Genomic DNA, 24,473 nt, shown 5'->3' with positions numbered 1-24,473 from the left:
AGTCTAGGCGGGGCCTCGGACATTGGATCCGGACGGCCGGAGCAGCCGGTGCAGCAGGGCGGCGAGCGCCGCACACCCGGCCACCGCGACCATCGCCGCAAGTGGTACGGCGCCTGTCGTACGGACAACCGGAACGATGCCGATGAGCAGGGCCGCCGGCTGCGCCAGCACCTGAATCAGCAGCACGCGCCGAGTGGTGGGCATCAGCGCGCGCAGCGTGATCCATGCACGCCCGGGCACGGCGAGTAGCAGGGAGCCGAACGCGTGCGAGATCGAGATCAGCAGGATGATCACCGCCGTGCGCGCCGGGTCTGCGGGCGCGAGCAGACTGCCTGCGATGAGAGCGCCCAGCGCGATCCAGGTCCCGAGAGAGCGTGGGAGCACGGCTCCCGCAGCCGCCGTCACGACGGCCAGCCAGCCGAGAACAGGACCAGCGGGCATCCACCAGGCAGCGGCCCAGAGCACGAGCATCAACCCCAGGCGCAGGACCACGACCGGCAGTGCCGGGCCCGCCTGAAGCCGATGCAGCCGCGGTCTCATATCGTCGCCCGGTCGCGTCGCGCCGCCGCGAGGTCGGCGGCGAAGCCCTCCCCCGACCAGGTGAGCACGGTGATCCCCGCGCGCGTGAAGTCCGCGAACGTGTTCGCTCGTTCCAGGAACAACGTGCGCGCCGCGAGCTGCTGGGACGCCGAGAGGCGGGACAGATCAGGCTCAGGGAGGATGTCCACCGCGATGACGCGATGCCCCCCGGCCCGCCATTGTGCGGCAAGAGCCGCAGCCGAGCCATCGAAGAACGTCGACAGCACGTACACCGTGGCGCCGGGTGGAGTGAGGGGCGAACGGCGGTACCGCTCGCCGATGGGACGCTGTCGCGCCGCGCTGATCGCGGTGAGCACCCGCGCACGCTGGCGCGCGCCAGAGCCGGTGCGGACGATCCGGCCGGCGGTCGCGAGCTCCTGGTACTGGACACGGTCGCCGCGGTCGAGTGCCGACTCCGTGAGCGCGCGGGCTGCCTCGCGACCGAGATCGAGTGAGGTGGGTCCGCTCTGCTCCTCGTCGCCGCTCCCCCACGTCGCAACCACCTGCCCGAGGTCGTCGGCGATGTCGAGCACGACGAGGATCGTCGCCTCACTCATCGCCTGAGTACGCCGCACGTACAGCTCACCCGGGCGACGTCCGAGACGCGCTGTCGCCCGCCAGTCCACACGACGCACCTCATCACCGGGGGCAAAGGGATGGATATCGCGGAAGTCGCCGCCCGCTCCGGGACGGCGCCCGGCGTGGGCGCCATGCAGCCCACCGAGGCGCGAGCCGAGCGCCAGCTCTCCGATGGGGCGCAGGCGCGGCGGCGCGTTCCACTCCAGCGCCGGTGCCGCCACGGCGTCGGATATCAGGGCCCCGTCAGCGCCGAGCGCCCGCGCGCGCACATCGAGCAGTCGCGCCGGACCCGAGTGCAACAGGGTGCTCGATGCGCGGAGCACCTGCGCGGGCGTCACGATCACCTCACGCCGGTGACGGCGCCCCTGCAGCACCCACAGATCCACGAGCTCGACGTCGGCGTGCACGCGCACCCGCGAGTGGGGCTCGTCAGCGGCGCTCTCCGCGTCCTGTGACGCCTCGATCTGCTTGGTGCTCGGTATCTCCCGCTGGCGCAGCGCCAGCACGAGCCATACGGCGAAAGGCAGGCCGAACATGACCGTGTCGGGCCGGGCCAGCACGGCGCCAGCCGTCACCAGCACGACCGCTCCGGCTGCCGCGATCCCGAGTGCGGCTCCGTGGTGCCACCCCGGCTGCGAGCGGTCCTGCTTCATCGGGCCGCGCCCACGGTGGGCGGGACCGGGACCTGACCGATCACCGACTGCACGATCCGCTCCGGGGACACGCCCTGCGCCCACGCCTGCGGGGAGAGCGTCAGACGATGCGCCAGGACCGGAACCGCGACACGCTTCACATCGTCCGGACGCACGTACTCCCGGCCCGCCAGGGCGGCCAGTGCACGTGCCAGCAGCAGGAGAGCCTGCGAACCGCGCGGGGAGGCCCCCACCGCCACATGCTGCGCCGACCGGGTCGCGCGCGCGATGTCGACGCAATAGCGCGCGACGTCCTCGTCGATGTGGATGGCCTCGACCACCTGCTGCAGCGACAGCAGCTCCTGCGCCGTCGTCACAGCTGCGACGGAGGTGTCCTCCCGAGCGCGCCGTACGCGGCGCAGGAGAATCTCCGTCTCCCCCTCCGGGCTGGGATAGCCGGCGCCGAGGCGCACCATGAAGCGGTCGAGCTGTGCCTCCGGAAGCGCGTATGTGCCCTCGAACTCGATGGGATTGGACGTCGCGAAAACATGGAACGGCTCCGTCAGCGGGTACCGCGTACCTTCCACGGTGACCTGTCGTTCCGCCATCGCCTCCAGCATCGCCGACTGCGTCTTCGGTGTGGTGCGATTGATCTCGTCCGCGAGCAGCAGCCCGGTGAAGATCGGGCCGGGGCGGAAGCGGAACTCGCCCGAGTCGGGAGCATAGACGAACGATCCGGTCACGTCTCCAGGCAGCATGTCGGGCGTGCATTGCAGCCGCCGGAAGTCCAGGCCCAGCGCTGCGGCCAGGGATCGCGCGGCGACGGTTTTGCCCAGTCCGGGCACGTCTTCGAAGAGGACGTGCCCTCCGGCGAGGACCGCGCCGAGCGCGAGCTCCAGACTCTCCTCCATCCCGACGACGACCTGGCGCACCTCGTCCAGGATCCGGGCCCCGGCATCCGCCACGTCGGCCACGGCGCGTGGCGCGGTCTCTGATGTCATATGTTCTCCTGTATCTCGGGAGCGAGCTTCTCGGCCGCGCTGACGGCGGCCTCGAGCGCAGCCACGCTCGGGTGCGGGGAAATCAGGCCCGCGCGCACGCCCGCCCCCAGCAGTGCGTCGATGGGGGCGGCATCGTGTGGATCGTCGAGTTCGAGTCCGTGAACGCGCAACCGACGACGCAGGACGTCGGTGACCCGGAGTACCGCACTGCGGCCCGGGGCTCCCGAGGCAGGGCTGATGGTCCACGCCAGCCGGGCCACATCGGAAACACCGACACGATCGTCGTCGGGAGGCTGCGGCGGCCAGGCGGGGAGGTCACCGGGCTGGAACATGCGCAGGGCCCCGACCACCACGCTCACCGCGGCGCCCCACGCGAGTGCGAACATCAGCTCGACGCCGAAGAACGCGCAACCCGCGATCACCGCGCCTCCCGCGAGAAGAGCGCCGGCGAAGGCCCCGGCAGACGGACGGATCACGACCAGACCGCCTCGATGCGCCCGAGCGCGGCCCGGGCGACGCGCAGGTCTGCATCGCCGATGCTCCGCTCCCCGAAGCGCACGTCCTCGTACAGGTGCAACAGCGTGTCCACGTCGGCAGCGGCGGCAGCATCACGCGCGAGGATCCGCGTCACGAACTCTCCCGCCGTCTCGGTCGGACTGCGCAGCAGGCCCGCGTCGGCCGCCGATTCCTCCAGGCCGACCCACGCCGCGACGATCGCGTCCGAGGGGTGACGATCGGCATCCATTCGCACCAGGGCAGCGGCAATCCCGCGGCGGATCGCCTGCACGTCGGCGGTGGGCTCGGGCGCGCCACCACTGCTGGAGGCCACCGCGACGCCGGTGCGCGCATAGACACGGCGCCCCCGAACCCACTGGACCAGCCGGCGGATGAGCCAGAATCCGATCACCGCGATCACGGCGGCGAGCAGGAGCGCCAGCACGAGCTGGATCGCTGCGGATACGCCGGGGTCGACCGGTGGTGGTGTCGGCAGTGCTCCCGGGGAGGTCGAGGGCGCCGGAGCGGCCGTGAGCGGGGGTGGCGACGCGGCTGCGAAATCGGGGGGATCCACCCGTGGAACTCCCTGCAGAGTGCTGACGAGCGCGACGATCGCGATGATCGCCGTCACCAGCGCGATGGCTGCGGGAGCTGGCAACGCCCTCCGCGGGAGCTCGGTCGTCTCCGGGCGGCTGCGCATGCGCCCACCCTACGTCAGCGGCCCGCGCGGAGATGGAGGACACGAAGGGTGTGGCTCAGGGCCTGTCGTGACCGCCCGCGAAAGGACGCAGAGCTTCACGCAGCTCCCTGACCCGGTCCACGTCCATGTGGACGGCGTTCATGACGGCGGGCGGAACATCCAGTGCCCGCTCCCGCAATGCTCGCCCCTCCTCGGTGACGACGATCTCCAGGCGCCGTTCGTCCGCAGCGCTGCGCTGACGGAGAACGAGTCCCTGCGCCTCGAGGCGCTTGACCAACGGCGACACGGTGGCAGATTCGAGAGCAAGCGAATCGGCCAGCTCCCCCAGCGTGCGCGGAGACTGCTCCCACAGCGAGAGCATCACCAGGTACTGGGGGTGCGTGAGCCCCAGCGGCTCCAGGATCGGCCGGTAGATCGCGACCACGTTTCGCGCGGCGGTCACGAGCGCGAAGCAGAGCTGCGCATCGAGTTTCAGATACTCGTCCTTTTCAGCCATGGTTCGATCTTAGGTGGACAAATAGTTAGTACACTAAGAATATGAGCGACAAGCAGCGTCTGCGCGACCGTATCCGCGAGGCCGGGGGTCTTTACGCCTGGTTCAATTCCTCGCTGATCCGCTTCGCCGGGCCGGCGACGGTCGGACCCTACGAGAGTGAACCCCCGGCACCGCGTCAGAGCGCCCCGTGCCCGCTGTGCGGACACCCCATGTCCGAGCACACTTTCGACCGCTCCGGCCCGAAGCCCCTCATGCATTGCCCGTGACGGCGGTTCCCGCGCGTTCGGCACCCGCCGCGGTGAGGCGCGCGACAACGGACCAGGCGGCAGCGGACCTGGCGGCAACGGACCTGGCGGCAGATCGCGAGAGCGAACAGCGCGGCAGATCGCGGCAGCGGACGGCGCGGCAGATCGCGTCAGCAGACGGCGCGGCAGATCGCGTCAGCAGACGGCGCGGCAGATCGCGTCAGCAGACCGGCAAACCGGACGGCAGATCGCGGCGGCAGAGCGGACGGCACACCGGCAGCGGATCGCGGCAGCGGATCGCGCCGGGCCACCCCGGCAGGCCTGGCGCACGCCGCCAGATCCTCCCGGGGGTCTGAGAACTCGCCGCGGCACTGACGAGCAACGCCAGCGCCGCGGCGAGTCACTCAGGCGTGACCCGCACGCTCAATCGCGCGCAGCTCCTTCTTCAACTCCTGCACCTCATCGCGCAGTCGCGCCGCGAGCTCAAACTTGAGCTCGGACGCCGCTGTCAGCATCTGGTCGCTGAGATCCGCGATGGTCTGCTCCAGTTGCTCCGCCCCCTCGGCGCCGATACCCGCGCGCTTGGACTTGGTGCCGGATTTGCCCTTCTTGGCACGCTCGAGCAGTTCCTTGGTGTCCGCCCCCTCCCGGGCGAGCACCTCGGTGATGTCCGCGATCCGCTTGCGAAGTGGCTGCGGGTCGATGCCGTGCTCCAGGTTGTAGGCGCGCTGCTTCTCCCGGCGGCGGGTGGTCTCATCGATCGCCGTCTTCATGGAGTCGGTCATCACATCGGCATACATGTGAACCTCGCCCGACACGTTTCGTGCGGCGCGTCCGATCGTCTGGATCAGGGAGGTGCCGCTGCGCAGGAACCCCTCCTTGTCCGCGTCGAGGATGGCCACCAGTGAGACCTCCGGCAGGTCGAGGCCCTCGCGAAGCAGGTTGATACCGACGAGCACGTCGTACACGCCCGCGCGCAGTTCGGTCAGCAGCTCGACACGACGCAGGGTGTCGACGTCCGAGTGCAGGTAACGCACCTTCACCCCGTGTTCGCCCAGGAAGTCGGTGAGCTCTTCCGCCATTTTCTTGGTGAGTGTCGTCACAAGGACGCGCTCGTCCTTCTCCACACGCAACCGGATCTGCTCCAGCAGGTCGTCGATCTGTCCCTTCGACGGCTTCACCACGATCTCCGGGTCGATGAGCCCGGTGGGGCGGATGATCTGCTCCACGATGCCATCGGCGATGCCCATCTCATAACGACCGGGCGTGGCTGACAGGTACACGGTCTGGCCGATCCTGTTCTTGAACTCATCCCACCGCAGCGGGCGGTTGTCCATCGCCGACGGGAGCCGGAAGCCGTGCTCCACGAGCGTCCGCTTACGGGAAGCATCTCCCTCGTACATCGCACCGATCTGCGGAACGGTGACGTGCGACTCGTCGATCACGAGAAGGAAGTCATCGGGGAAGAAGTCCAGCAGCGTGTGCGGGGGCTCCCCGGCCTGCCTCCCGTCCATGTGACGGGAGTAGTTCTCGATACCCGAGCAGAAGCCGAGCTGCTGCAGCATCTCCAGATCGAAGGTGGTGCGCATGCGCAGGCGCTGCGCTTCCAGCAGCTTGCCCTGCCCTTCGAGTTCGGCGAGGCGCTCTGCCAGCTCCTCCTCGATGGAGCCAATCGCCCGCTGCAGGACGTCCGTGGCCGCAACGTAGTGCGACGCCGGGAAGATGGGCACCGAGTCCAGCTTGTCGATGACGTCGCCCGTGAGCGGGTGGAGCCGGTACAGCGCCTCGATCTCGTCCCCGAACATCTCGATGCGGATCGCGAACTCCTCGTAGACGGGGATGATCTCGATCGTGTCGCCGCGCACCCGGAAGTTGCCGCGCGAGAAGTCAACGTCGTTGCGGTTGTACTGCATGGCGATGAACTGGCGGATGAGGGCGTCACGGTCGTACCGCTCCCCCACCTGCAACGCGACCATCGCCCGCAGGTACTCCTCCGGCGCGCCGAGGCCGTAGATGCAGGACACCGTCGAGACGACCACCACGTCACGACGGCTCAGCAGCGAGTTGGTGGTGGAGTGGCGGAGCCGCTCCACTTCGGCGTTGACGGAGGAGTCCTTCTCGATGAAGGTGTCCGTCTGCGGCACGTACGCCTCAGGCTGGTAGTAGTCGTAGTACGAGACGAAGTACTCCACCGCGTTGTGCGGCATGAGATCACGGAACTCGTTGGCGAGCTGTGCGGCCAGGGTCTTGTTGTGGGCGAGCACCAGCGTCGGGCGCTGGACTTGCTCGATGAGCCATGCGGTGGTCGCCGACTTTCCGGTACCCGTGGCGCCAAGCAGCACAACATCCGTCTCACCCGCGTTGATGCGTGCCGCAAGCTCAGCGATGGCCTGGGGCTGGTCGCCAGAGGGCATGTACTCGCTGACGACCTCGAACGGACGAACGGCACGGGTTGGTTGCATGAATCCAGCCTAGAGCGGGCCTCCGACATTGAGCTCGTCGTCCGCTCTCGGCGCACGGCGGCACTCAGACCGGCGCGAGGAAGCCCATCGTCGTCGGCCGCCAGCCATCGAACACGGCGGACGTCTGCGCGCTGCTCAGCCCGACCGTCCCTTGCACCACCTCGCTCAGGAAGTCGCGGAAGTCGTTCGTTCCCGGCAGATCACCGGTCTCGAGCATCGCACTGTCGAGCCCGCGCCATTCGCCGTACACGCCACCGCGGACACCGCCGCCCATCGCGATCGCGAGGCCGCCATGGCCGTGGTCCACACCCCCGCTCGCGTTCTGATTCACCCGGCGCCCGAACTCGCTCATCAGGATGACCGTGGTGGTGTCCGCCTTCTCTCCGAGGTCGGTGAAGAATGCGGCGAGTCCATCGCCGAGCGCAGTCAGCATGTCCTTCATGTCTCCGCTGCCCTCATCGCCGACCCCGGTGTGCATGTCCCAGCCACCGAGGTCCACGGTCGCGACGCGCACGCCCATGTCATCCCGGATCAGCGTCGAGAGCATTCGCAGCTGCTGACCGAATTCCCCTTCGGGATAGATGTCCGGGCGCGAGTCCTGCGAGGCGGCGATCGTGGCCGCCTGTGCGTCCACGTCGAGCGCGATGCGGGCATGCACCGCGATCGGATGATCCAGCCCCGTGTACAGCACCGAGAGGGCATCGCGGGTCGCACCGCCCCATTCACGTGGCGAACGGAAGGTCAGATCCGACGGGTGCTCGGCCACGAGTGACCGGCTTACGCCGGCGAGCGAGCGCGTGAGGTTCGAGGTCATCGACATGGAGCGGAAGGTGGTCCCCTCTCCGCTGGCTTCCAGCACCCGATCAAGCCACCCGCGGGACGATGCGCCGCCGGAGCCACCGCGCTCCAGGCAGTCCTGTGCCTGGAAGTGGCTGCGCGTCAGCTGCGGCGTCGCGATGTCGGGGACCGCGGCCACGAGCCCTCGGTCGATCATGGGCTTCAGGGCGCCCAGGGCGGGGTGAAGTCCGAACCTCTCGTCCATCCGCATCAGATTGCCCGGGCGGACGGCGATATCGGGGCGCCAGATCTGCAGCTGCGGGTCGTCAGCCGGGACCAGCACGGACAGCCCGTCCATGCCGCCCCGCAGGAACACGACAACCAGGGTGCGCCGTGTACCCACCTCATCGGCGCCGTCCGCAGCCTGGGCATACGACACACGGGTGGTCACCAGCTGCGCCCCCAGGGCCGCGACGCCGAAACCAAGACCGCCGGCGAGCACCTGCCGACGGGTGAAGCCCCGCCGCCACTGCTCGGGCCGCTCGTCGGCATCGGCGCGAACGGCCTCGCCCATCAGGCGGATCATCGCCTCGTCGTCGTTCGGACCAAGGTCTCGCCAGTCCGGGCAGTCCGGGTGCGGCATGAAGTCGTTGCTCATCGGGGTCCTATCGCAGGAGGTAGCGGGGTGAGTCGAAGAGCAGAGCAGCCACGCTCGCCTTCTGATTGGCATGGCGCGGCTCCACCACCGCGTCTGCGGACAGACCCAGGAAGGCGGTGACAGCCGCGAGGTCGCGGTCATCGATCGGAGCGCCGAGCGTGATGCGGCTCACCTGGTCCGCCCAGCTGCCTGCCGTCTGCCCGAGGCCCGGGGTGATGCCGGCGAGAAATTCCTCGGAGGGCGAGAAGGTGAGGCGGTCGCCGTTGATGAGTTCACGGTGATGATCCCAGCGCCCCGCGACCTGCCCGGCGCCGAGCCAGGCTTCGGCCACGTCCGGGTACCCGTTCGGTGGCCCCCAGCGCAGCGGCGCGTCGCCCAGGTTGTCGACGGTCCAGAACATGTGGCGCACTTCGTCGATGTTGGTGCGGTCGATGGTCATCCCGATGCACCGGATCACGCCGCACAGGTCGTCCGTCGGACGGCGCAGTTTCGTTCCCTGGGCATCCCAGAACTCATCACTGCCGAACAAGGCCACCATCACGGCCCTGATGTCCGTAGCCGTCGCCAAGTACACGTCCGCCAGCGCCGCGATCAGGTCCGCGGACGGCCGGTCGGAGACGAAGCGGACGGCGAGCTTGCGTGCCACGGTCTCCGCGGTACGCGGGTGGTGCGCCAAATGGGCGATGTACCGGTCACCGAGGTCGAGCCCGGCCGTGGGGTCCGCATTGTCATCGGTGAATCCCAGCACGCTCACCGGACCCAGAGCGTGATGCTGCGGTTCCCAGCTGAACGCCTGATCGGCGATCCGGCGACCGGACATGATCATCGACGAGCTGCGCACTTCCGCTTCCGTATACGCGCCATAGCCCACGGTGTGCAGTTCCAGCAGTTCGCGACCGTAGTTCTCGTTCACGTCGGCAGCGGTCGAGCGCCGGTTGTCCAGTACCACCATCATCGCTGGGTGCCGGGCGGCGGCATGCAGCATGTCCGCGTATCTGCCCAGTGCGTGCGCGCGAATCACCGTCCGGTGGTAGTCGGCCACACTCCAGGTCATGCTGTTGCCGTAGGCCGGCGGCACATTGAGGGTGTTGGCGAAGACGTCGACGATCTGCTCGAAGATCTGACGGGATCCGAACATGCGTCGCGCCAGCGTGGACTGCTCGGTCTCGCTGGCCGCGGTGGGATCGCCGTCGTCCGCGAGCGTCTCGCGCGCCTCGTCAATGGTGAAGTAGGACGCGGGATACCACGCACGCAAGGTCGGCTCGATCACGTCCTCCACGGAAGGATCGAGCTGCTGAGCGATCCATGATTGCAGCCCTGCGCTCTCGATCTCGCCCAGCGCCCCCGCCCCCACCGCGAGTCCGGCCCGGCGCAGCAGGTGGCGGCGGGCCTCGGCGGTGTCGGCGACGGGAATGCTGAGCTGATCCGCAGGTCGTCGCGGAGGTGCGGGCTTGGCGGGGGCGGTCGGCTCGACAGGATCAGACGGACGCGTGGGCTCAGTGCTCGGTTCACCCGGGTCCTCCGGCGAGGCGGGATCGTCGGGATCTTCGGGATCGTCCGGAGGCAGGGGGGCGGGATTGCGCGGCAGCGGCGGATCGACCGGCTGCGGTGCTGCCGGCTCGGGCTCCGCACGCGTGAGTGAATCATCGCGATCCTTCGGGGCCTCCGGGCCGACACTGTCTTCCGGGCTCCGAATCGGCTGCGGGGTGCTGGTCGGATCCGGTACCCGAGACGGCTGGGGCACCGGCGATGACGGCACCGGGACGGGCGCACCGGCGGCACCGCCTGGCGGCGTGCTCGGCCGCGGGGCCGGGGCCGTGACCGGGGCGGATCCCGGCTTCGGAAGGAGCAGCGCAGCCACCGCCGCTAGTGCGGCGGTGCCCGCGGCGGCCACACCCAGCCGAACGACGGCGCGCCGTGGAGGCGACGGCTCTGGTGTGCCGTCCGCCGCTCCTACGGCGTCGGCATCCCCACGCAGGCGACGCGCGTCGCGACGAGTGGCGGGGACGATGTCGTGCGGAACGTCCGCTTCGGGATGCATCGTGGGGTACCTCTGCAGCTGAATGAGATTCAACGAGGGGACGCAGGGAGGTATTTAGAGACTAGCGACTCAGCACGAATGCGGGGCGCAGGCCAGCATGAGGGTTCTCTCACGCTCATGAGAGCACGTTCACGCTGGATAGGCTGGCGGAGTGATCGAGACTCTCGTGGGTTCCTCACTCGCCGCTGCGGCGGGGCTGAACGCGTGGATCCCCCTCCTGGTGCTGGGCCTGCTGTCGCGGTTCACCGATCTCGTGACCCTGCCTGCAACGTGGCAGTGGCTGTCATCCGATCTCGCGCTGTGGATCATCGGCGCGCTCCTGGTCGTGGAGGTGGTCGCGGACAAGATCCCTGCGCTGGACACGGTGAACGACATCGTCCACACAGCCATCCGTCCTGCCGCCGGTGGCATCGTCTTCGGCGCCGGGGCCAGCGCCGAGGCGCTGTCACTCGACGACGGCTCCTCGTGGGGCGCGATCGACTGGGGGCCGGTCATCACCGGTGTGGTCATCGCCCTGGTGGTTCACGGGATCAAGGCCACTGCGCGCCCGGTGGCGAACATCGCAACCGGCGGAGTCGCTGCGCCCGTCCTCAGCACGATCGAGGACGGGGTGTCGGCCGTGGTGTCCGTCCTGGCGATCCTGCTGCCGGTCCTCGCCATCCTCCTGGTCGTGGCGCTGGTCGTCGCGGGGGTGATGATGATCCGGCGCGGCCGGCGGCGACGGCGCGAGCTGCGAGCTGCTCAGGCCGGCTGAGTCAGCCGAGCCCAGAGCGCGTCGACCTGCGCACGGGTGTGATCGAGCGAACCGCTGGTGTCGATCACCACGTCCGCGAGAGCGCGGCGCTCATCGTCTCCGACCTGGGATCCAATGCGCCGCAGGGCGTCCTCCCGGGACATCCCGCGAAGGGACACGAGACGATCCGCCCGCACGTCAGCGGGAGCATCGGCCACGACGACCAGATCCCACTCTCCCGTGCCGCGCGCCTCGGCGAGCAGAGGCACGTCGTAGACGATCACGGCGTTCGGATCGTCGGCGCGTGCCTGCGCGAATCGCCGCTGCGACTCACGCTTCACCGCCGGATGCACGATCGCGTTGAGTTTCGCGAGCCGGTCTGGACGGCCGAAGACCGCCCGTCCGAGCCGCGCACGGTCGAGAACGCCATCGACCACCATGTCGGTCCCGAAGGCGTCGGCGATCTCGTCGAGAAGCGGCTGATGCGGGGCTTGGAGCTCGTGCACGATCGCGTCGGCATCGATGACGATCGCACCGTGAGATGCGAGGCGAGCCGCGACGGTGGACTTCCCGGACGCGATTCCGCCGGTGAGTGCGATCAGGGGCATGGGTCCATCCTGCCACCGCCCCGTGTGCACATACGGCAACGGGGCCGGGACCCGAAGGTCCCGACCCCGTTGTGTGAGGGCTGGATCAGGCGTTGCCCGCGAGCTTCTCGCGCAGAGCCGCGAGAGCCTCGTCGTCGGCCAGCGTGCCGGACGAGTTGGAGTCGCTCGTGAAGGACGAGGACGCGTCGAACGAGTCGTTCTGCGCCTCGGCCTCGGCAGCCTTGAGGACCTGAGCCTTGTGCTGCTCCCAGCGAGCCTGGGCAGCAGCGTACTCCTGCTCCCACTTCTCGCGCTGGGCGTCGAAGCCTTCCTTCCAGGCACCGGTCTCGGCGTCGAAGCCCTCCGGGTACTGGTACTCGCCGTTCTCGTCGTACTCCGCCACCATGCCGTAGAGGGCCGGGTCGAACTCGGTGCCGTACGGGTCGACCGACTCGTTGGCCTGCTTCAGCGACAGCGAGATACGACGACGGTCCAGGTCGATGTCGATGACCTTGACGAAGACCTCTTCGCCGACCGAGACGACCTGCTCCGCGAGCTCGACGTGCTTGCCGGAGAGCTCGGAGATGTGGACGAGGCCCTCGATGCCGTCTGCGACGCGAACGAACGCACCGAACGGAACGAGCTTGGTGACCTTACCCGGGGTGACCTGGCCGATGGCGTGGGTACGGGCGAAGACCTGCCACGGGTCCTCCTGCGTCGCCTTCAGCGACAGGGAGACGCGCTCACGATCGAGGTCGACCTCGAGGATCTCGACGGTGACCTCCTGGCCAACCTCGACGACCTCGGAAGCGTGCTCGATGTGCTTCCACGACAGCTCGGAGACGTGGACGAGACCGTCGACGCCGCCCAGGTCCACGAACGCACCGAAGTTGACGATCGAGGACACGACACCCTTGCGAACCTGACCCTTGTGCAGGTTGTTGAGGAAGTGCGTGCGGGTCTCGGACTGCGTCTGCTCCAGCAGAGCGCGGCGCGAGAGCACGACGTTGTTGCGGTTCTTGTCCAGCTCGAGGATCTTCGCCTCGATCTCCTGGCCCAGGTACGGGGTCAGGTCGCGGACGCGACGCAGCTCGATGAGCGAAGCCGGGAGGAAGCCGCGCAGGCCGATGTCGACGATGAGGCCGCCCTTGACGACCTCGATGACCGAACCTGTGACGACGCCGTCGTTCTCCTTGATCTTCTCCACGTCGCCCCACGCGCGCTCGTACTGCGCACGCTTCTTCGACAGGATGAGGCGGCCTTCCTTGTCCTCCTTCTGAAGAACGAGGGCTTCGACCTGGTCGCCGACGCTGACGACCTCGTTGGGGTCGACGTCGTGCTTGATGGAAAGCTCACGCGAGGGGATGACACCCTCGGTCTTGTAGCCGACGTCGAGCAGGACCTCGTCGCGGTCGATCTTGACGATCGTGCCCTCGATGATGTCGCCGTCGTTGAAGAACTTGAGCGTCTTCTCGACCGCGGCCAGGAAGTCCTCCGCAGATCCGATGTCGTTGATCGCGACCTGCTTGGTGGCCGGGGCGCTTGCGTTAGTCATGTAGTGGGTTGTCCTTGTGTGGATGTTTCTCGGGCCGCACGACGTCGATGACGTGCGAGCACGTCTCAGCCGCGAGGCGATTGGATGATTGTGTTGCTGATCACGGCGCGGCGAAACCGCCACAAATCCGTGACAGTCAACACTATCAGAAGGACGTAGCCCGCGCGCGTCGTGGCTCGCTCAGCGCGAACCCGCTTTCTCCGCACACGGCACGCAGCGCAGCGCGAACGGCAGAACGTCCAGGCGGCCCTGGGGGATCTCGCGGCCGCAGTCGATGCAGATGCCGTAGCGCCCCTCGGCAAGACGGGCTTGCGCGGCGGCGATCTCCCGGACCTCGTGTTCGGCCGCGTCGCGCTGCGCGACCAGCCGCGCCCACTCCTCCGACAACGGCACGCCCTCGGGGTCGTGCTCATCATCGCCGCCGGCACTGTCTCGAAGTCCGCCGAGGTGCGCGAGCACCTCGGCCACGCCGGCGGCCCGTTCCTCCGCTGCAATGCGCCGCTGCGCGAGAAGGTCGCCGGCGCGGGCCGGGTCATTCGGCTGCTGCACCATGTTCGTACCGTACCGCGCCCCACCGCAGCGTGGCCGCGCATCCACGGGCCCCGAACAGGGCATGATGGCCTCGTGACCCGCACGATGCTCCTTGACACCGCCTCGCTCTACTTCCGCGCGTTCTACGGTGTCCCCGACACCGTACGCGCGGCAGACGGCAGCCCGGCCAACGCGGTGCGGGGGCTGCTGGACATCATCACCAAGCTCGTGACCACCTACCGGCCCGATGGGATCGTCGCCTGCTGGGACGACGACTGGCGTCCACAGTGGCGGGTGGACCTCATCCCCACGTACAAGGCGCACCGGGTGATCGCTGAACGCACCGGTGAGCCGGATGTCGAGGAGACGCCGGACGACCTCACCGCGCAGATTCCGGCCATCCGCGCGATGCTGGATTCGCTGGGCATCCCGATCGTGGGTGCCGCCGGGTACGAGGCCGATGACATCATCGGCACCCTGGCCACACGCTCCTCCGGCGCCGTGGACATCGTCACGGGCGATCGTGATCTGTTCCAGCTCGTGGACGACGCGCGCGGCGTCCGTGTCATCTACACCGCACGCGGCATGAGCAACCTCGAAGTCGTGACCGACGAGACCATCGTCGCGAAGTACGGCATCCGCCCCGATCAGTACGCCGATTTCGCCACCATGCGCGGCGATGCCTCCGACGGTCTCCCCGGCGTCGCCGGGGTCGGCGAGAAGACGGCCGCAGCACTCCTTCAGCAGCATGGCTCGCTGGCGGGCATCCTGACCGCGGCGGAGAGCGGCACCGGCATGAGCGCCGGAGTGCAGAAGAAGATCCTCGCGGCGGCCGTCTACCTGGAAGTCGCCCCCACGGTCGTGGCTGTCGCCCGGGCCGTGGACATCGACGTCGTTGCGGGCTCCGTCGGTGCGCTGGGCGACGATCGGGCCGCCGCCGCGCGCGAACTCGCCGAGAAGCACGGCTACGCATCCGCCCTGGAGCGATACCTGGCGGCGATCAGCGCCTGATCATCCGCGCCGTGCCGTGAGGGCGGCGCCGATCAGCATGATCGCGTAGGCCACAGTCACGCCGACGAGCGACCACAGCGGCAGTGTCCAGCCTCCCGAGAGGTCGTGGAGCAGGCCCGTCAGGGGTGCACCGAGCGAGCTGATCACGTAGCCGACACCCTGCACCAGCGCGCTCATGCCAGCAGCCTCGGCGTCGGAGCGCGAGATCTGCACCATCATGGCGAAGATCGCCACGAAGCCGCCCGCCTGCGCGACGGCACCGACGCACATCCAGAGCAGCATGAGCTCGGGAGCGACGGCGAGCCCGAGCGTCGTGGTGACCCAGGTCGCACCGACCACGATCACCGGAACGAGCGGCGGCGTGTACCGGGCCAGCACCGGAACGAGGAAGGCGCCGATGATGGCCACGCCCTGGAACACCGAGGACATCGCGCCGGCGGCATTCGCGTCCAGCCCCAGCCGATCGGCGCCGATCGTCGGCAGCCACGTCGTCAGCGCGTAATAGGCCGCCGACTGACATCCGAAGGCGAGCATCAGCAGCACGGTGATCGGTCGCAGCACCCGCTGCCTCGATCCGGCACCGACGACGGGGGTGGGGCCTGTGATGGTCGCGACAGCATCACGTTCGGGAAGGGCGTCAGCCGCGGCGGGCACGATCGCGCGCCGGCGGGCCATGTGTGCACTCCACAGCAGGATCCCGATCACCGTCAGACCGCTCCAGGCCATGAGCGCCCACTGCCATCCGATCGCCGACGCCAGCGGCGCCGTCGCCAGGGAGGTGATCAGGGATCCGACGTTGAGCATCGCCGTGTAGGCGGCCGTCATCGTCGCCACGCGCGCCGGCGGGGCCTCGCGGCGGATGATCACGGGGGCCACCACGTTGCCGATCGTGATCGAGCCGCCGATGATGATCATTCCGACCAGCATCCAGCCGAACCCGGGCAGACCGCGCACGAACGTGCCGATCAGCACGCCGACGAGCGTCGTCATCAGGGCGAACTCGGCACCACGACGGCGGATCACGAGTGCCGCGACCGGAGTCATCAGCGCGAACATCAGCACGGGTGCCGTGGTCAGCAGACCGGCCGTCCCCGCGTCGATGCCGAAATCGGCCGTGATGCGTGACATCACGGGAGTCGGTGCCACGATGGGCGACCGCATCGAGAGAGCAGCCACCATCACGCCCGCCAGTGCGAGCCAGGGAAGTGATCGGCGCACCGCTGAAGAGGACATCACTTCAGTCTAGGCGCGAGCCGCTTCGCCTCAGGCCCGCGCCAGCCACGCGCCAGCCTCGCCTGCAGGCGAGCGATCGGCCACGCCGCGGCTTCTGTCTCATCGCGAGCCGCTTCGCCTCAGTCGCGAGCGAGCCACGCCTCCAGGCGAGCGAGCGGCCAGGTGGTGACAATGCGCTGGGCGGGCACCGCGCAGGCCTCAGCGCGCGCCGCACCATGGTCCAGGAGCGAGAGCTGACCCGGCGCGTGCGCGTCCGAATCGATGGCGAACAGGCACCCCTCCTCCAGGGCGACGGCGATGAGGTCGTCCGGCGGGTCGGCACGCTCCGGTCGGGAGTTGATCTCGACCGCGACACCGTGTTGGGCACACGCCGCGAACACGGCGCGGGCGTCCAGCTCGGAGGGCGGGCGCGTTCCCCGTTCACCGGTCACGAGACGACCCGTCACATGGCCGAGGACGTGCATGCGTCCCGAGCCGATCGCGCGCACCATCCGCCTGGTCATCTCTTCACGCGAGCTGCGCAGCTTCGAGTGCACCGAGCCGACGACGACGTCGAGGCGCGCGAGCATCTCGTCCGTCTGGTCCAAGGTGCCGTCCTCGAGGATGTCGACCTCGATCCCGCGAAGCACCCGGATGGGCGTCTGCATCCGCTCGATCACGTCGAGCTGGGCGGCCAGGCGCTCCGCGGTCAGCCCGCGCGCGACGCGCAGCCGTGGCGAGTGATCCGTGATCGCCTGATACTCGTGCCCCAGGGACGCGGCGGCGTCGATCATAGCCTCGATGCCCGCCGTTCCATCCGACCAATCGGTGTGAGCGTGCAGATCGCCACGCAATTGGGTGCGCAGCGTGCTCTCCGTCACGGCGTATCGTGCACGGAGCTCGGCGAGATAGTCCGGGACCCGACCCTCAAGCGACTGCAGGATCACCGTACGGCTCGTGTCCCCCACGCCCGGAATGTGTGCGGTGCGCAACCGGTCACCCAGTTCCGCCCCCGACAGTCCGTCGATGGCCGCTGCCGCCGAGCGGAACGCCTTCGACCGGTACTTCGAGGCGCGCTCCCGCTCCAGCAGGGTCGCGATCTCGGTCAGGGCGTCAACGGGTTCCATCGCCTGCTCCGCAGCGCCATCAGGCGGTCGCGAGCTCCCGTGTCACGTCGATCCACGAAGCAAGCTGCGCCTGCGCGGCACCGCTGTCGATGGCGGCGCGCGCGTCGTCCGCAGCCTCCGCCAGACGCTCGAGCATCGGCCGCTGGACCTGGGTCGCATCATGCGAGAGACGGTGCGCGACCATGCCGGCCGCAGCGTTCAGCACAACGATGTCCCGGACAGGGCCTGACGTTCCGGCGAGCACCGAGCGAACGACGCCGGCGTTGTGCTGCGGATCGCCGCCTCGCAGATCCGACAGCTGCGCGAAAGGGATGCCCAGGTCCCGCGGGTCGATGTCGTGCTCGTGGATGTCGCCGCGCGTGACCTCCCAAACACGACTGTGGCCGGTGGTGGTCATCTCATCCAGTCCGTCATCGCCCCGGAACACGAGCGCGGTGGCCCCCCGGGTCCGGAAGACTCCGGTGATCAGCGGGACGCGGTCGAGCTGCGCGACGCCGACCGCATTCGCCTCGGCGCGGGCCGGGTTGCACAACGGCCCGAGGATGTTGAAAACCGTCGGCACACCGAGCTGGCTGCGGGTCGCTCCGGCGTGACGGAAGCCGGGGTGGAAGGCGGCCGCCCAGGCGAAGGTGAGCCCGGTGCGGGCCAGCACCTCCGCGACGCCGTCGGGCGAGAGCGAGAGATCCACGCCCAGTGCGGTCACCACATCCGAAGCGCCGGAAGAGGAACTCGCGGCTTTGTTGCCGTGCTTCACGACCGGAACACCAGCGGCCGCACAGACGATGGACGCCATCGTGGACACGTTCACCGTGCTGTGGCGGTCTCCCCCGGTGCCGACGATGTCGAGGACGTCGACCGGCACGGGCAGCGGCAGAGCGGCCTCGAGGATGGCGTCCCGGAAGCCCACGATCTCGTCGACGGTCTCGCCCTTGGCTCGCAATGCGACCAGGAATCCGGCGAGCTGGGCATCGCTCACCTCGCCCGCCATCACCTGCCGCATCGCCCACGTCGACTCCCACACGCTGAGGTCACGACGCTCCAGGAGAGCGGTCAGGAGGTCAGGCCAGGTGAGCGATTCGGTCATGTGCCGATCCTATAAGCGAGCGACACGCCGACAGTGCGTCGGCATCTTGGACGGCTTCCACGCAGGCGTTCGGCTGGTCCGCCCCTGATGCACTGCTGGTTCCCAGGGTCCGCGCACGCCCGCCTGAGTGTCGACCCCTGGCCCGAAAGGCGTCAACTGCGAAAACCCTGACAGAAAATCAGCAATAATGGGACTTGTGACGAGCACAGTGACGCATGCCCCCGTGGCGCGAACCATCAAGCGACCCGACCCCGTCTCCGTTGGCACCATCGTGTGGCTCGGTTCGGAGGTCATGTTCTTCGCAGGCCTTTTCGCGATCTACTTCACCCTGAGGAGCACCTCGGGCGATCTGTGGGGTAGCCGCACCGAGATGCTGAACGTGCCCTACGCGTTCGTGAACACCGCCATCCTGGTGCTGTCCTCGGTGACCTGCCAGATGGGCGTGTTCGCCGCCGAGCGTATGCAGCCGTACTCCACCAAGAAGCGCGGCATCCTCGGCTGGGGAATGGTCGAGTGGTTCTGGCTCACCTTCGTGCTCGGGGCCATCTTCGTCACCGGCCAGGTGTGGGAGTACGCCACGCTCGTCGCCGAGGGCATGCCCATCCAGGCCGACTCCTATGCGTCCGCCTTCTACCTCACCACCGGCTTCCACGCCCTCCACGTCACGGGTGGCCTGATCGCGTTCCTCCTCGTCATCGGACGCGCCTACGCCGTGAAGAACTTCCGCCACAAGGAGGCGACCACCGCAATCGTGGTCTCGTACTACTGGCACTTCGTCGATGTCGTGTGGATTGCACTGTTCATCGTCATCTACTTCCTCAAGTAAGAACCGGAGCTGATACCGACATGGCACGAGAGAAGAAGACTCGCGCGAAGGGTCGTCGTTCCCGCCTCGCCGCGGTGGCGATGATCGGCCTGGGCCTCATCGTCACGGGCGGCGTCTACGCCGGAGCATCCGCGGCCGTCGCCGCGACGACCGATACCAGCGCAGCGAGCACGCTGACCATCGAGGACGGCCAGAAGCTGTTCCAGGCCAACTGCGCCACCTGCCACGGCATGAACCTCGAAGGCAGCGAGAGCGGCCCGTCGCTCGTCGGCGTCGGCGAGCTGTCGGTCGAGTTCCAGGTCTCCACCGGTCGCATGCCCCTGCAGTTCCAGGGTCCGCAGGCGCCGCAAAAGCCGGTGCAGTTCACCGAGGACCAGATCAAGGCGATGGCCGCCTGGGTGCAGTCCGTCGCCCCGGGTGCTACGTACCCGGCCGACCACGTTCTCGACGGCGAAGGCGATGTCGCGCGCGGTGCGGAGCTGTTCCGCATCAACTGCGCCATGTGCCACAACGTCGCCGCCGCAGGTGGTGCACTCACGGAGGGCAAGTTCGCCCCGCCGCTGACGTCCACCAGCGCCCTTCACATCTACGCCGCCATGGTGACCGGTCCGCAGAACATGCCGGTGTTCAACAACATGACGCTCACCGATGAGGACAAGCGCGACATCATCTCCTCGCTGCTGTACACGCAGCAGGAGGTCTCCCCGGGAGGCGCGACGCTCGGTTCGCTCGGCCCCGTCTCCGAGGGTCTGTTCATCTGGATCTTCGGTATCGGCGCGCTCGTCGCCATCACCGTGTGGATCACGGCGAAGTCCAACTGACCCGGTCCGCAGAAGAAGTCACGTACGAGGAGCACAATGGCACACGAGGACGACTCGAAGGCGCTGGAGCACCAGCCCTCAGCGGGTCTCGCCGTCGAGGTCTCTGACCCTGCCCGCAACCCCGGACTCCCCCCGCACCGGGAGCGGATGACGGACAAGGACCCGAAGGCCGAGAAGGCCGCGGAGCGCACGGTCTACACCCTGTTCTACCTTTCTCTCGCCGGCAGCATCTGGGCGGTCGCCGCTTACATGCTGTTCCCGATCGAGAGCGGGCGCCTCATCGATGTGCGCCACAACAACCTCTACATCGGTCTCGGCATCGCGCTCGCGCTGCTGGCGATCGGCATCGGCGCCATCCACTGGTCGAAGGCGCTCATGTCCGACCGGGAGTTCATCGAGGAGCGCCACAGCACCCGTGGCAAGGAGAGCACCCGCGAAGCTGCTGTCCAGGCGTTCGCGGCTGCAAACGAGGAGAGCGGCTTCGGCCGTCGCACGATGATCCGCAACTCGCTCATCGCAGCGGTGGCGGCCTCCATCATCCCCGGCATCACGCTGTTCCGCGGCCTGGCACCGCACTCCAGCGAGGAAGACCCCATCAAGGGCGACCCGGTGAAGCTTCTGCAGCACACCATGTGGAAGGAAGGCGAGTACCTCGCCAGTGACCCCGAGGGCATCCGCATCCGTGCGGCCGACCTCACCCTCGGCTCGGCCGTGCACGTGATCCCGGAGTCGCTCGCGAGCGTCTCCCACCACGACGGCTACCTCGAGGAGAAGGCCAAGGCCATCGTGCTCCTGGTGCGTCTGCACCCCGAGCAGCTCATCGAGACCGAGGAGCGCAAGGACTGGTCGTACAAGGGCATCGTGGCCTACTCCAAGGTCTGCACCCACGTCGGCTGCCCCGTCGCCCTGTACGAGCAGCAGACCCACCACCTGCTGTGCCCGTGCCACCAGTCGCAGTTCGACATCACCGAGCACGCCAAGGTCATCTTCGGCCCGGCCGCTCGTCCGCTGCCGCAGCTGCCCATCACCGTTGACGACGAGGGATACCTGATCGCGCGCAGCGACTTCACGGAGCCCGTCGGCCCGAGCTTCTGGGAGCGTCATTGAGCACCGCAAGCGAGCCTTTCGAGCAGAAGGCCAACGCCAACAAGCCTCTCGGCGGCAAGTTCGTCGGCGGCGTCGCGAACTACCTCGACGAGCGCACGAGCCTCTCCGGCTTCGTGAAGGAGCTCGGTCGTAAGATCTTCCCCGACCACTGGTCGTTCATGCTGGGTGAGATCGCGCTGTGGAGCTTCGTGGTCGTGTTCCTCTCCGGAACCTTCCTCACGTTCTTCTTCCAGGCCTCGATGGTCGAGACGCACTACTCGGGCGCTTATCTCCCGATGAACGGCGTCGAGATGTCCGCGGCCATGGACTCCACGCTGCGCCTGTCGTTCGACATCCGCGGCGGTCTGCTGGTTCGCCAGATCCACCACTGGGCGGCGCTCGTCTTCGTGGCAGGCATCGGCGTGCACATGCTCCGCGTGTTCTTCACCGGCGCGTTCCGCAAGCCGCGCGAGCTGAACTGGGTGATCGGCTTCGTGCTGTTCATCCTCGCGATGGCCGAGGGTTTCACCGGCTACTCGCTGCCGGACGACCTGCTCTCCGGTAACGGTCTGCGCATCATCGACGGCATGGTCAAGGGCATCCCGCTGATCGGCACGTGGACCTCGTTCCTCCTCTTCGGCGGCGAGTTCCCCGGCGACCAGATCGTCGGCCGCCTCTACACGCTGCACATCCTCCTGCTGCCGATGCTCGTCATCGCGATGGTGGGTCTGCACCTCGTGCTGATGATCATCAACAAGCACACGCAGTTCGCCGGCCCCGGCCGCACGAACAACAACGTCGTGGGCTTCCCGATGATGCCGGTCTACATGTCGAAGATGGGTGGTTTCTTCTTCATCGTGTTCGGTGTGATCGTGCTGGTGGCCTCGCTCTTCCAGATCAACCCGATCTGGAACTACGGCCCGTACGACCCATCCCCCGTCTCCGCCGGTACTCAGCCCGACTGGTACATCGGTTTTGCCGACGGCATGCTGCGTCTCATCCCGCCGCACCTCGAGACGATCATCGGCAACTACTCGTTCACGTGGTACATCATCATCCCGATCGTGATCCTCGGCGGATTCATCGTGCTGGTCGCGCTGTACCCGTTCATCGAGGCCTGGGTCACCGGTGACAAGCGCGAGCACCACATCGCTCAGCGTCCGCGTCACGCGCCGACCCGTACGGCGATCGGTGCGGCCGGTGTCACGTTCTACGCGGTCATGTGGGCGGCGGCGTCGTCCGACCTCATCGCGACGCACTTCCACCTCACGATGGAGGGTGTGATCCACTTCCTGCAGGTCTCGCTCATCCTGGGCCCGATCCTGGCGTACTTCATCACGAAGCGCATCGCGATCGCCCTGCAGAAGAAGGATCGCGAGATCGCGCTGCACGGCTACGAGTCGGGTCGCATCGTGCGTCTCCCCGGTGGCGAGTTCATCGAGGTCCACAAGCCGGTCGATGCCTACGAGCGTGTGAAGCTCGTGGACTACGAGACCTACGCTCCTCTCGTGGTGCGTCCCAACGCTCAGGGTCGTATTCCGTGGACGCAGAACCTCCGCGCATCGCTGTCGCGCTGGTTCTTCGAGGACCGTCTCGCTCCGGTCACCCAGGCCGAGATCGAGGCCGCTGAGGCTCACGCCGCGCACGGTGTCGAGGGATCGCACGGCGACGAGCACGCCGCGATCGGCGCTGGCGAAGACCACAAGTAAGCAGTAAGCATGAAGGGCCCCGACTTCGGTCGGGGCCCTTCACCGTTTCCGGATGCAGGCACTCGCTCCCCCGCTCTCTCGCGGCCGCAGGAGCTGCACCGCGCGGCTCGCCTCCGCGCCCTCCGCCGCTTTCGGACGTCGCCCTCCGCCGCGTTCGAACGTCGCCCTCCGCCGTTTCCGAACGTCAGCATGCGCACCACCGCTCGCTCGCGACGGCCACCGAACTGCACCGCGCGGATCGCGTCGCGGTACGGCGGATGGAAGATCAAACAACGCAGCTCGCGGAGTTTCTGCGCTGCGTTCTCTCTCGTGCGCGCGAACGGCCCGCGCCGGGATGTTGGGGGCCGACAGGACAGCACGCAAAAGGGGCGGCGGAACGAGTCCGCCGCCCCGTGAACGGAGCGCGTCAGTTGAGGTCGAAGGAGACCAGGCCGGGGTTGTGGGCCGTGGCCACCTGAAGGGCACGGACCAGCTCGGCCCACTGCGGCATCGGCTGCACGTCGGGCTTCGCGGTCGCTGCGCCGTACGAGTACTTCTTGCGCACGCCGGTGGGACCCACCAGCTGCAGCCTGCGCTGCTGGTAGGTCTCCGGAGTCAGCCAGATGCGGCTGAGGCCCGAGTACGGGTACACGGTGCCATCGATGGTGATGCCCCCCGCGCTCACCTCGGTCACCTTCGGGTACTTGCGCCCCTCGGTCTCGGTACCGAGCCAGACCAGCACGCACACCACGGCCACCAACCAGGCGATGAACGCCCCCATCAGCAGCCCGAAGTCATCGGGCGACTGCAGGCCGATGTACGTCAATCCCGCCGCGATCACCGCCACCACGGCGGCCACGATGAGCGCCATCCGGCCGCGCTTGCGCATGGGAGCGAGGTTCACCTCGAAAGTGCGCGGGAGGCCGGCTGCGGCCATGCCCTGCGCCGCAGCGAACTGCTGCGGCAGCGGCGCTGCGGCCGCATCGACCACCGGCTGCCCCGTGGCGGCCATCGCCTGGGCCTCGGCCTGCGCCATGGCGGCGCGGCTCTCCGCGGTCAGCAGCGCGTACATCTCGTTGAAGGCGTTGCGGCTCATGGCGTTGAACGTGACCTTCGTCTCGCCACCGGGATAGTGGGCGATCAGCGATCGCTCGGTGTTGGTGGGGATGCCGTTGGTGCTGTGCTTGACGATGTGCGTCGAGAACCCGGTGACCGAACGATCCCAGGTGTGCAGCACCTTGCCCGGTCGGCGCACCTCCACCGTCGTCGGGGTGACGACGACGCGCATGTTCGTCCAGACCAGGGCGGAGCCCAGCATGAGGAATGCCACTACGGCGACCAGGGCCCCGGCGACCGTGAACCGCAGGGCGTGCGTCATCGTGTTCGGGAGGAACTTCGGGATGAACAGGAAGGCAAGGACGGCGAGGATCGCGATCACGAAGATCGCGGAGATGATCTTTCGCGTCTGGGACTGCCGGAACACGCGTTCCGTCGGAGCCCCGCCGGTCGGGTATGAATGCATGAGTAGATGGTACTGACACACCCGA

23 protein-coding genes are annotated in these 24,473 nt (G+C 68.2%); 7 read left to right on the top strand and 16 right to left on the bottom strand.

Going from position 1 to position 24,473, the window contains the following annotated elements; genetic code table 11:
* Positions 1 to 3 precede the first annotated feature (3 nt).
* From ACIQJ5_RS07325 to ACIQJ5_RS07300, 6 genes are read right to left on the bottom strand one after another with little or no spacing between them, the layout of a single operon-like run.
* Entirely contained in the window at positions 4 to 540 is a 537-nt protein-coding gene (locus ACIQJ5_RS07325; protein WP_402842421.1) for a hypothetical protein, read from the bottom strand.
* On the bottom strand, positions 537 to 1,811 hold the full coding sequence (locus ACIQJ5_RS07320; protein WP_402842418.1) for a DUF58 domain-containing protein: 1,275 nt from the start codon (positions 1,809 to 1,811) through the stop codon (positions 537 to 539). Before ACIQJ5_RS07320 ends, ACIQJ5_RS07325 begins: the two co-directional genes overlap by 4 nt.
* A complete protein-coding gene (locus ACIQJ5_RS07315) occupies positions 1,808 to 2,791 on the bottom strand; it encodes an AAA family ATPase (protein WP_402842415.1) in 984 nt (327 codons plus the stop codon). Before ACIQJ5_RS07315 ends, ACIQJ5_RS07320 begins: the two co-directional genes overlap by 4 nt.
* Positions 2,788 to 3,267 carry a hypothetical protein gene (locus ACIQJ5_RS07310; RefSeq protein WP_402842412.1) on the bottom strand — a complete coding sequence of 160 codons (480 nt, stop codon included), beginning with the start codon at positions 3,265 to 3,267 and terminating at the stop codon, positions 2,788 to 2,790. The genes ACIQJ5_RS07315 and ACIQJ5_RS07310 overlap by 4 nt, the downstream gene beginning before the upstream one ends.
* Entirely contained in the window at positions 3,264 to 3,986 is a 723-nt protein-coding gene (locus tag ACIQJ5_RS07305; RefSeq protein WP_402842409.1) for a DUF4129 domain-containing protein, read from the bottom strand. Before ACIQJ5_RS07305 ends, ACIQJ5_RS07310 begins: the two co-directional genes overlap by 4 nt.
* A 55-nt stretch (positions 3,987 to 4,041) precedes the next feature.
* Entirely contained in the window at positions 4,042 to 4,482 is a 441-nt protein-coding gene (locus tag ACIQJ5_RS07300; RefSeq protein ID WP_402842406.1) for a MarR family winged helix-turn-helix transcriptional regulator, read from the bottom strand.
* Between the two features lie 41 nt (positions 4,483 to 4,523).
* Between ACIQJ5_RS07300 and ACIQJ5_RS07295 the strand changes: the two genes are divergently transcribed.
* On the top strand, positions 4,524 to 4,748 hold the full coding sequence (locus tag ACIQJ5_RS07295) for a hypothetical protein (RefSeq protein WP_231090013.1): 225 nt from the start codon (positions 4,524 to 4,526) through the stop codon (positions 4,746 to 4,748).
* A 383-nt stretch (positions 4,749 to 5,131) separates the two neighbouring features.
* On the opposite strand, the gene uvrB is transcribed toward ACIQJ5_RS07295, so the two are convergent.
* The 3 genes from uvrB to ACIQJ5_RS07280 all read right to left on the bottom strand — a co-directional run bounded on the left by uvrB (position 5,132) and on the right by ACIQJ5_RS07280 (position 10,665).
* Positions 5,132 to 7,189 (bottom strand): excinuclease ABC subunit UvrB, encoded by a 2,058-nt coding sequence (uvrB, locus tag ACIQJ5_RS07290; RefSeq protein WP_402842403.1) that lies wholly within the window; start codon positions 7,187 to 7,189, stop codon positions 5,132 to 5,134.
* A gap of 64 nt (positions 7,190 to 7,253) precedes the next feature.
* Positions 7,254 to 8,624 carry a DUF1501 domain-containing protein gene (locus ACIQJ5_RS07285; RefSeq protein ID WP_402842400.1) on the bottom strand — a complete coding sequence of 457 codons (1,371 nt, stop codon included), beginning with the start codon at positions 8,622 to 8,624 and terminating at the stop codon, positions 7,254 to 7,256.
* A gap of 7 nt (positions 8,625 to 8,631) precedes the next feature.
* Positions 8,632 to 10,665 (bottom strand): DUF1800 family protein, encoded by a 2,034-nt coding sequence (locus ACIQJ5_RS07280; RefSeq protein ID WP_402842397.1) that lies wholly within the window; start codon positions 10,663 to 10,665, stop codon positions 8,632 to 8,634.
* A gap of 151 nt (positions 10,666 to 10,816) precedes the next feature.
* Here ACIQJ5_RS07280 and ACIQJ5_RS07275 point away from each other — a divergent pair, with 151 nt between their 5' ends.
* Positions 10,817 to 11,419, top strand: a complete 603-nt coding sequence (locus tag ACIQJ5_RS07275; protein ID WP_402842394.1) for a DUF4126 domain-containing protein — start codon at positions 10,817 to 10,819, stop codon at positions 11,417 to 11,419.
* Here ACIQJ5_RS07275 and coaE read toward each other — a convergent pair.
* From coaE to ACIQJ5_RS07260, 3 genes are all read right to left on the bottom strand, one after another.
* Positions 11,407 to 12,006, bottom strand: coding sequence for a dephospho-CoA kinase (gene coaE / locus ACIQJ5_RS07270; RefSeq protein ID WP_231090008.1), 600 nt, complete (start codon positions 12,004 to 12,006; stop codon positions 11,407 to 11,409). The genes ACIQJ5_RS07275 and coaE overlap by 13 nt on opposite strands.
* An 85-nt stretch (positions 12,007 to 12,091) precedes the next feature.
* A complete protein-coding gene (gene rpsA / locus ACIQJ5_RS07265) occupies positions 12,092 to 13,540 on the bottom strand; it encodes a 30S ribosomal protein S1 (protein WP_231090007.1) in 1,449 nt (482 codons plus the stop codon).
* 180 nt (positions 13,541 to 13,720) lie between these two features.
* On the bottom strand, positions 13,721 to 14,092 hold the full coding sequence (locus ACIQJ5_RS07260; RefSeq protein ID WP_402842389.1) for a TraR/DksA family transcriptional regulator: 372 nt from the start codon (positions 14,090 to 14,092) through the stop codon (positions 13,721 to 13,723).
* Between the two features lie 84 nt (positions 14,093 to 14,176).
* Here ACIQJ5_RS07260 and ACIQJ5_RS07255 point away from each other — a divergent pair, with 84 nt between their 5' ends.
* A complete protein-coding gene (locus ACIQJ5_RS07255) occupies positions 14,177 to 15,082 on the top strand; it encodes a 5'-3' exonuclease (protein WP_231091357.1) in 906 nt (301 codons plus the stop codon).
* Here ACIQJ5_RS07255 and ACIQJ5_RS07250 read toward each other — a convergent pair whose 3' ends face one another.
* The 3 genes from ACIQJ5_RS07250 to trpD all read right to left on the bottom strand — a co-directional run bounded on the left by ACIQJ5_RS07250 (position 15,083) and on the right by trpD (position 18,505).
* A complete protein-coding gene (locus ACIQJ5_RS07250; RefSeq protein ID WP_402842386.1) occupies positions 15,083 to 16,315 on the bottom strand; it encodes a CynX/NimT family MFS transporter in 1,233 nt (410 codons plus the stop codon).
* Positions 16,316 to 16,434: 119 nt separating this feature from the next.
* Positions 16,435 to 17,421: a PHP domain-containing protein gene (locus tag ACIQJ5_RS07245; protein WP_402842383.1), complete on the bottom strand. Its 987-nt coding sequence runs from the start codon at positions 17,419 to 17,421 to the stop codon at positions 16,435 to 16,437.
* Between the two features lie 19 nt (positions 17,422 to 17,440).
* A complete protein-coding gene (gene trpD, locus ACIQJ5_RS07240; RefSeq protein ID WP_231090003.1) occupies positions 17,441 to 18,505 on the bottom strand; it encodes an anthranilate phosphoribosyltransferase in 1,065 nt (354 codons plus the stop codon).
* A gap of 187 nt (positions 18,506 to 18,692) precedes the next feature.
* Here trpD and ACIQJ5_RS07235 point away from each other — a divergent pair, with 187 nt between their 5' ends.
* From ACIQJ5_RS07235 to ACIQJ5_RS07220, 4 genes are read left to right on the top strand one after another with little or no spacing between them, the layout of a single operon-like run.
* Complete coding sequence (locus ACIQJ5_RS07235) at positions 18,693 to 19,331, top strand: heme-copper oxidase subunit III (RefSeq protein ID WP_231090002.1); 639 nt, start codon at positions 18,693 to 18,695, stop codon at positions 19,329 to 19,331.
* A 20-nt stretch (positions 19,332 to 19,351) separates the two neighbouring features.
* Complete coding sequence (locus ACIQJ5_RS07230) at positions 19,352 to 20,152, top strand: c-type cytochrome (protein WP_231090001.1); 801 nt, start codon at positions 19,352 to 19,354, stop codon at positions 20,150 to 20,152.
* Positions 20,153 to 20,188: 36 nt separating this feature from the next.
* The gene (locus tag ACIQJ5_RS07225) at positions 20,189 to 21,259 is read left to right on the top strand and encodes a ubiquinol-cytochrome c reductase iron-sulfur subunit (RefSeq protein WP_231090000.1); all 1,071 of its coding nucleotides are present in this window, start codon (positions 20,189 to 20,191) and stop codon (positions 21,257 to 21,259) included.
* Positions 21,256 to 22,947, top strand: coding sequence for a cytochrome bc complex cytochrome b subunit (locus tag ACIQJ5_RS07220; protein ID WP_402842377.1), 1,692 nt, complete (start codon positions 21,256 to 21,258; stop codon positions 22,945 to 22,947). The genes ACIQJ5_RS07225 and ACIQJ5_RS07220 overlap by 4 nt, the downstream gene beginning before the upstream one ends.
* A 406-nt stretch (positions 22,948 to 23,353) precedes the next feature.
* On the opposite strand, the gene ACIQJ5_RS07215 is transcribed toward ACIQJ5_RS07220, so the two are convergent.
* Positions 23,354 to 24,448 (bottom strand): hypothetical protein, encoded by a 1,095-nt coding sequence (locus ACIQJ5_RS07215; RefSeq protein ID WP_402842374.1) that lies wholly within the window; start codon positions 24,446 to 24,448, stop codon positions 23,354 to 23,356.
* Positions 24,449 to 24,473: the final 25 nt, after the last annotated feature.

The organism is Microbacterium sp. GXS0129 (genome assembly GCF_044769785.1).
GTDB lineage: Bacteria > Actinomycetota > Actinomycetes > Actinomycetales > Microbacteriaceae > Microbacterium > Microbacterium nymphoidis.
The sequence above is the reverse complement of the archived record's forward strand: the minus strand, read 5'-3'. Positions and strand labels throughout refer to the sequence as shown.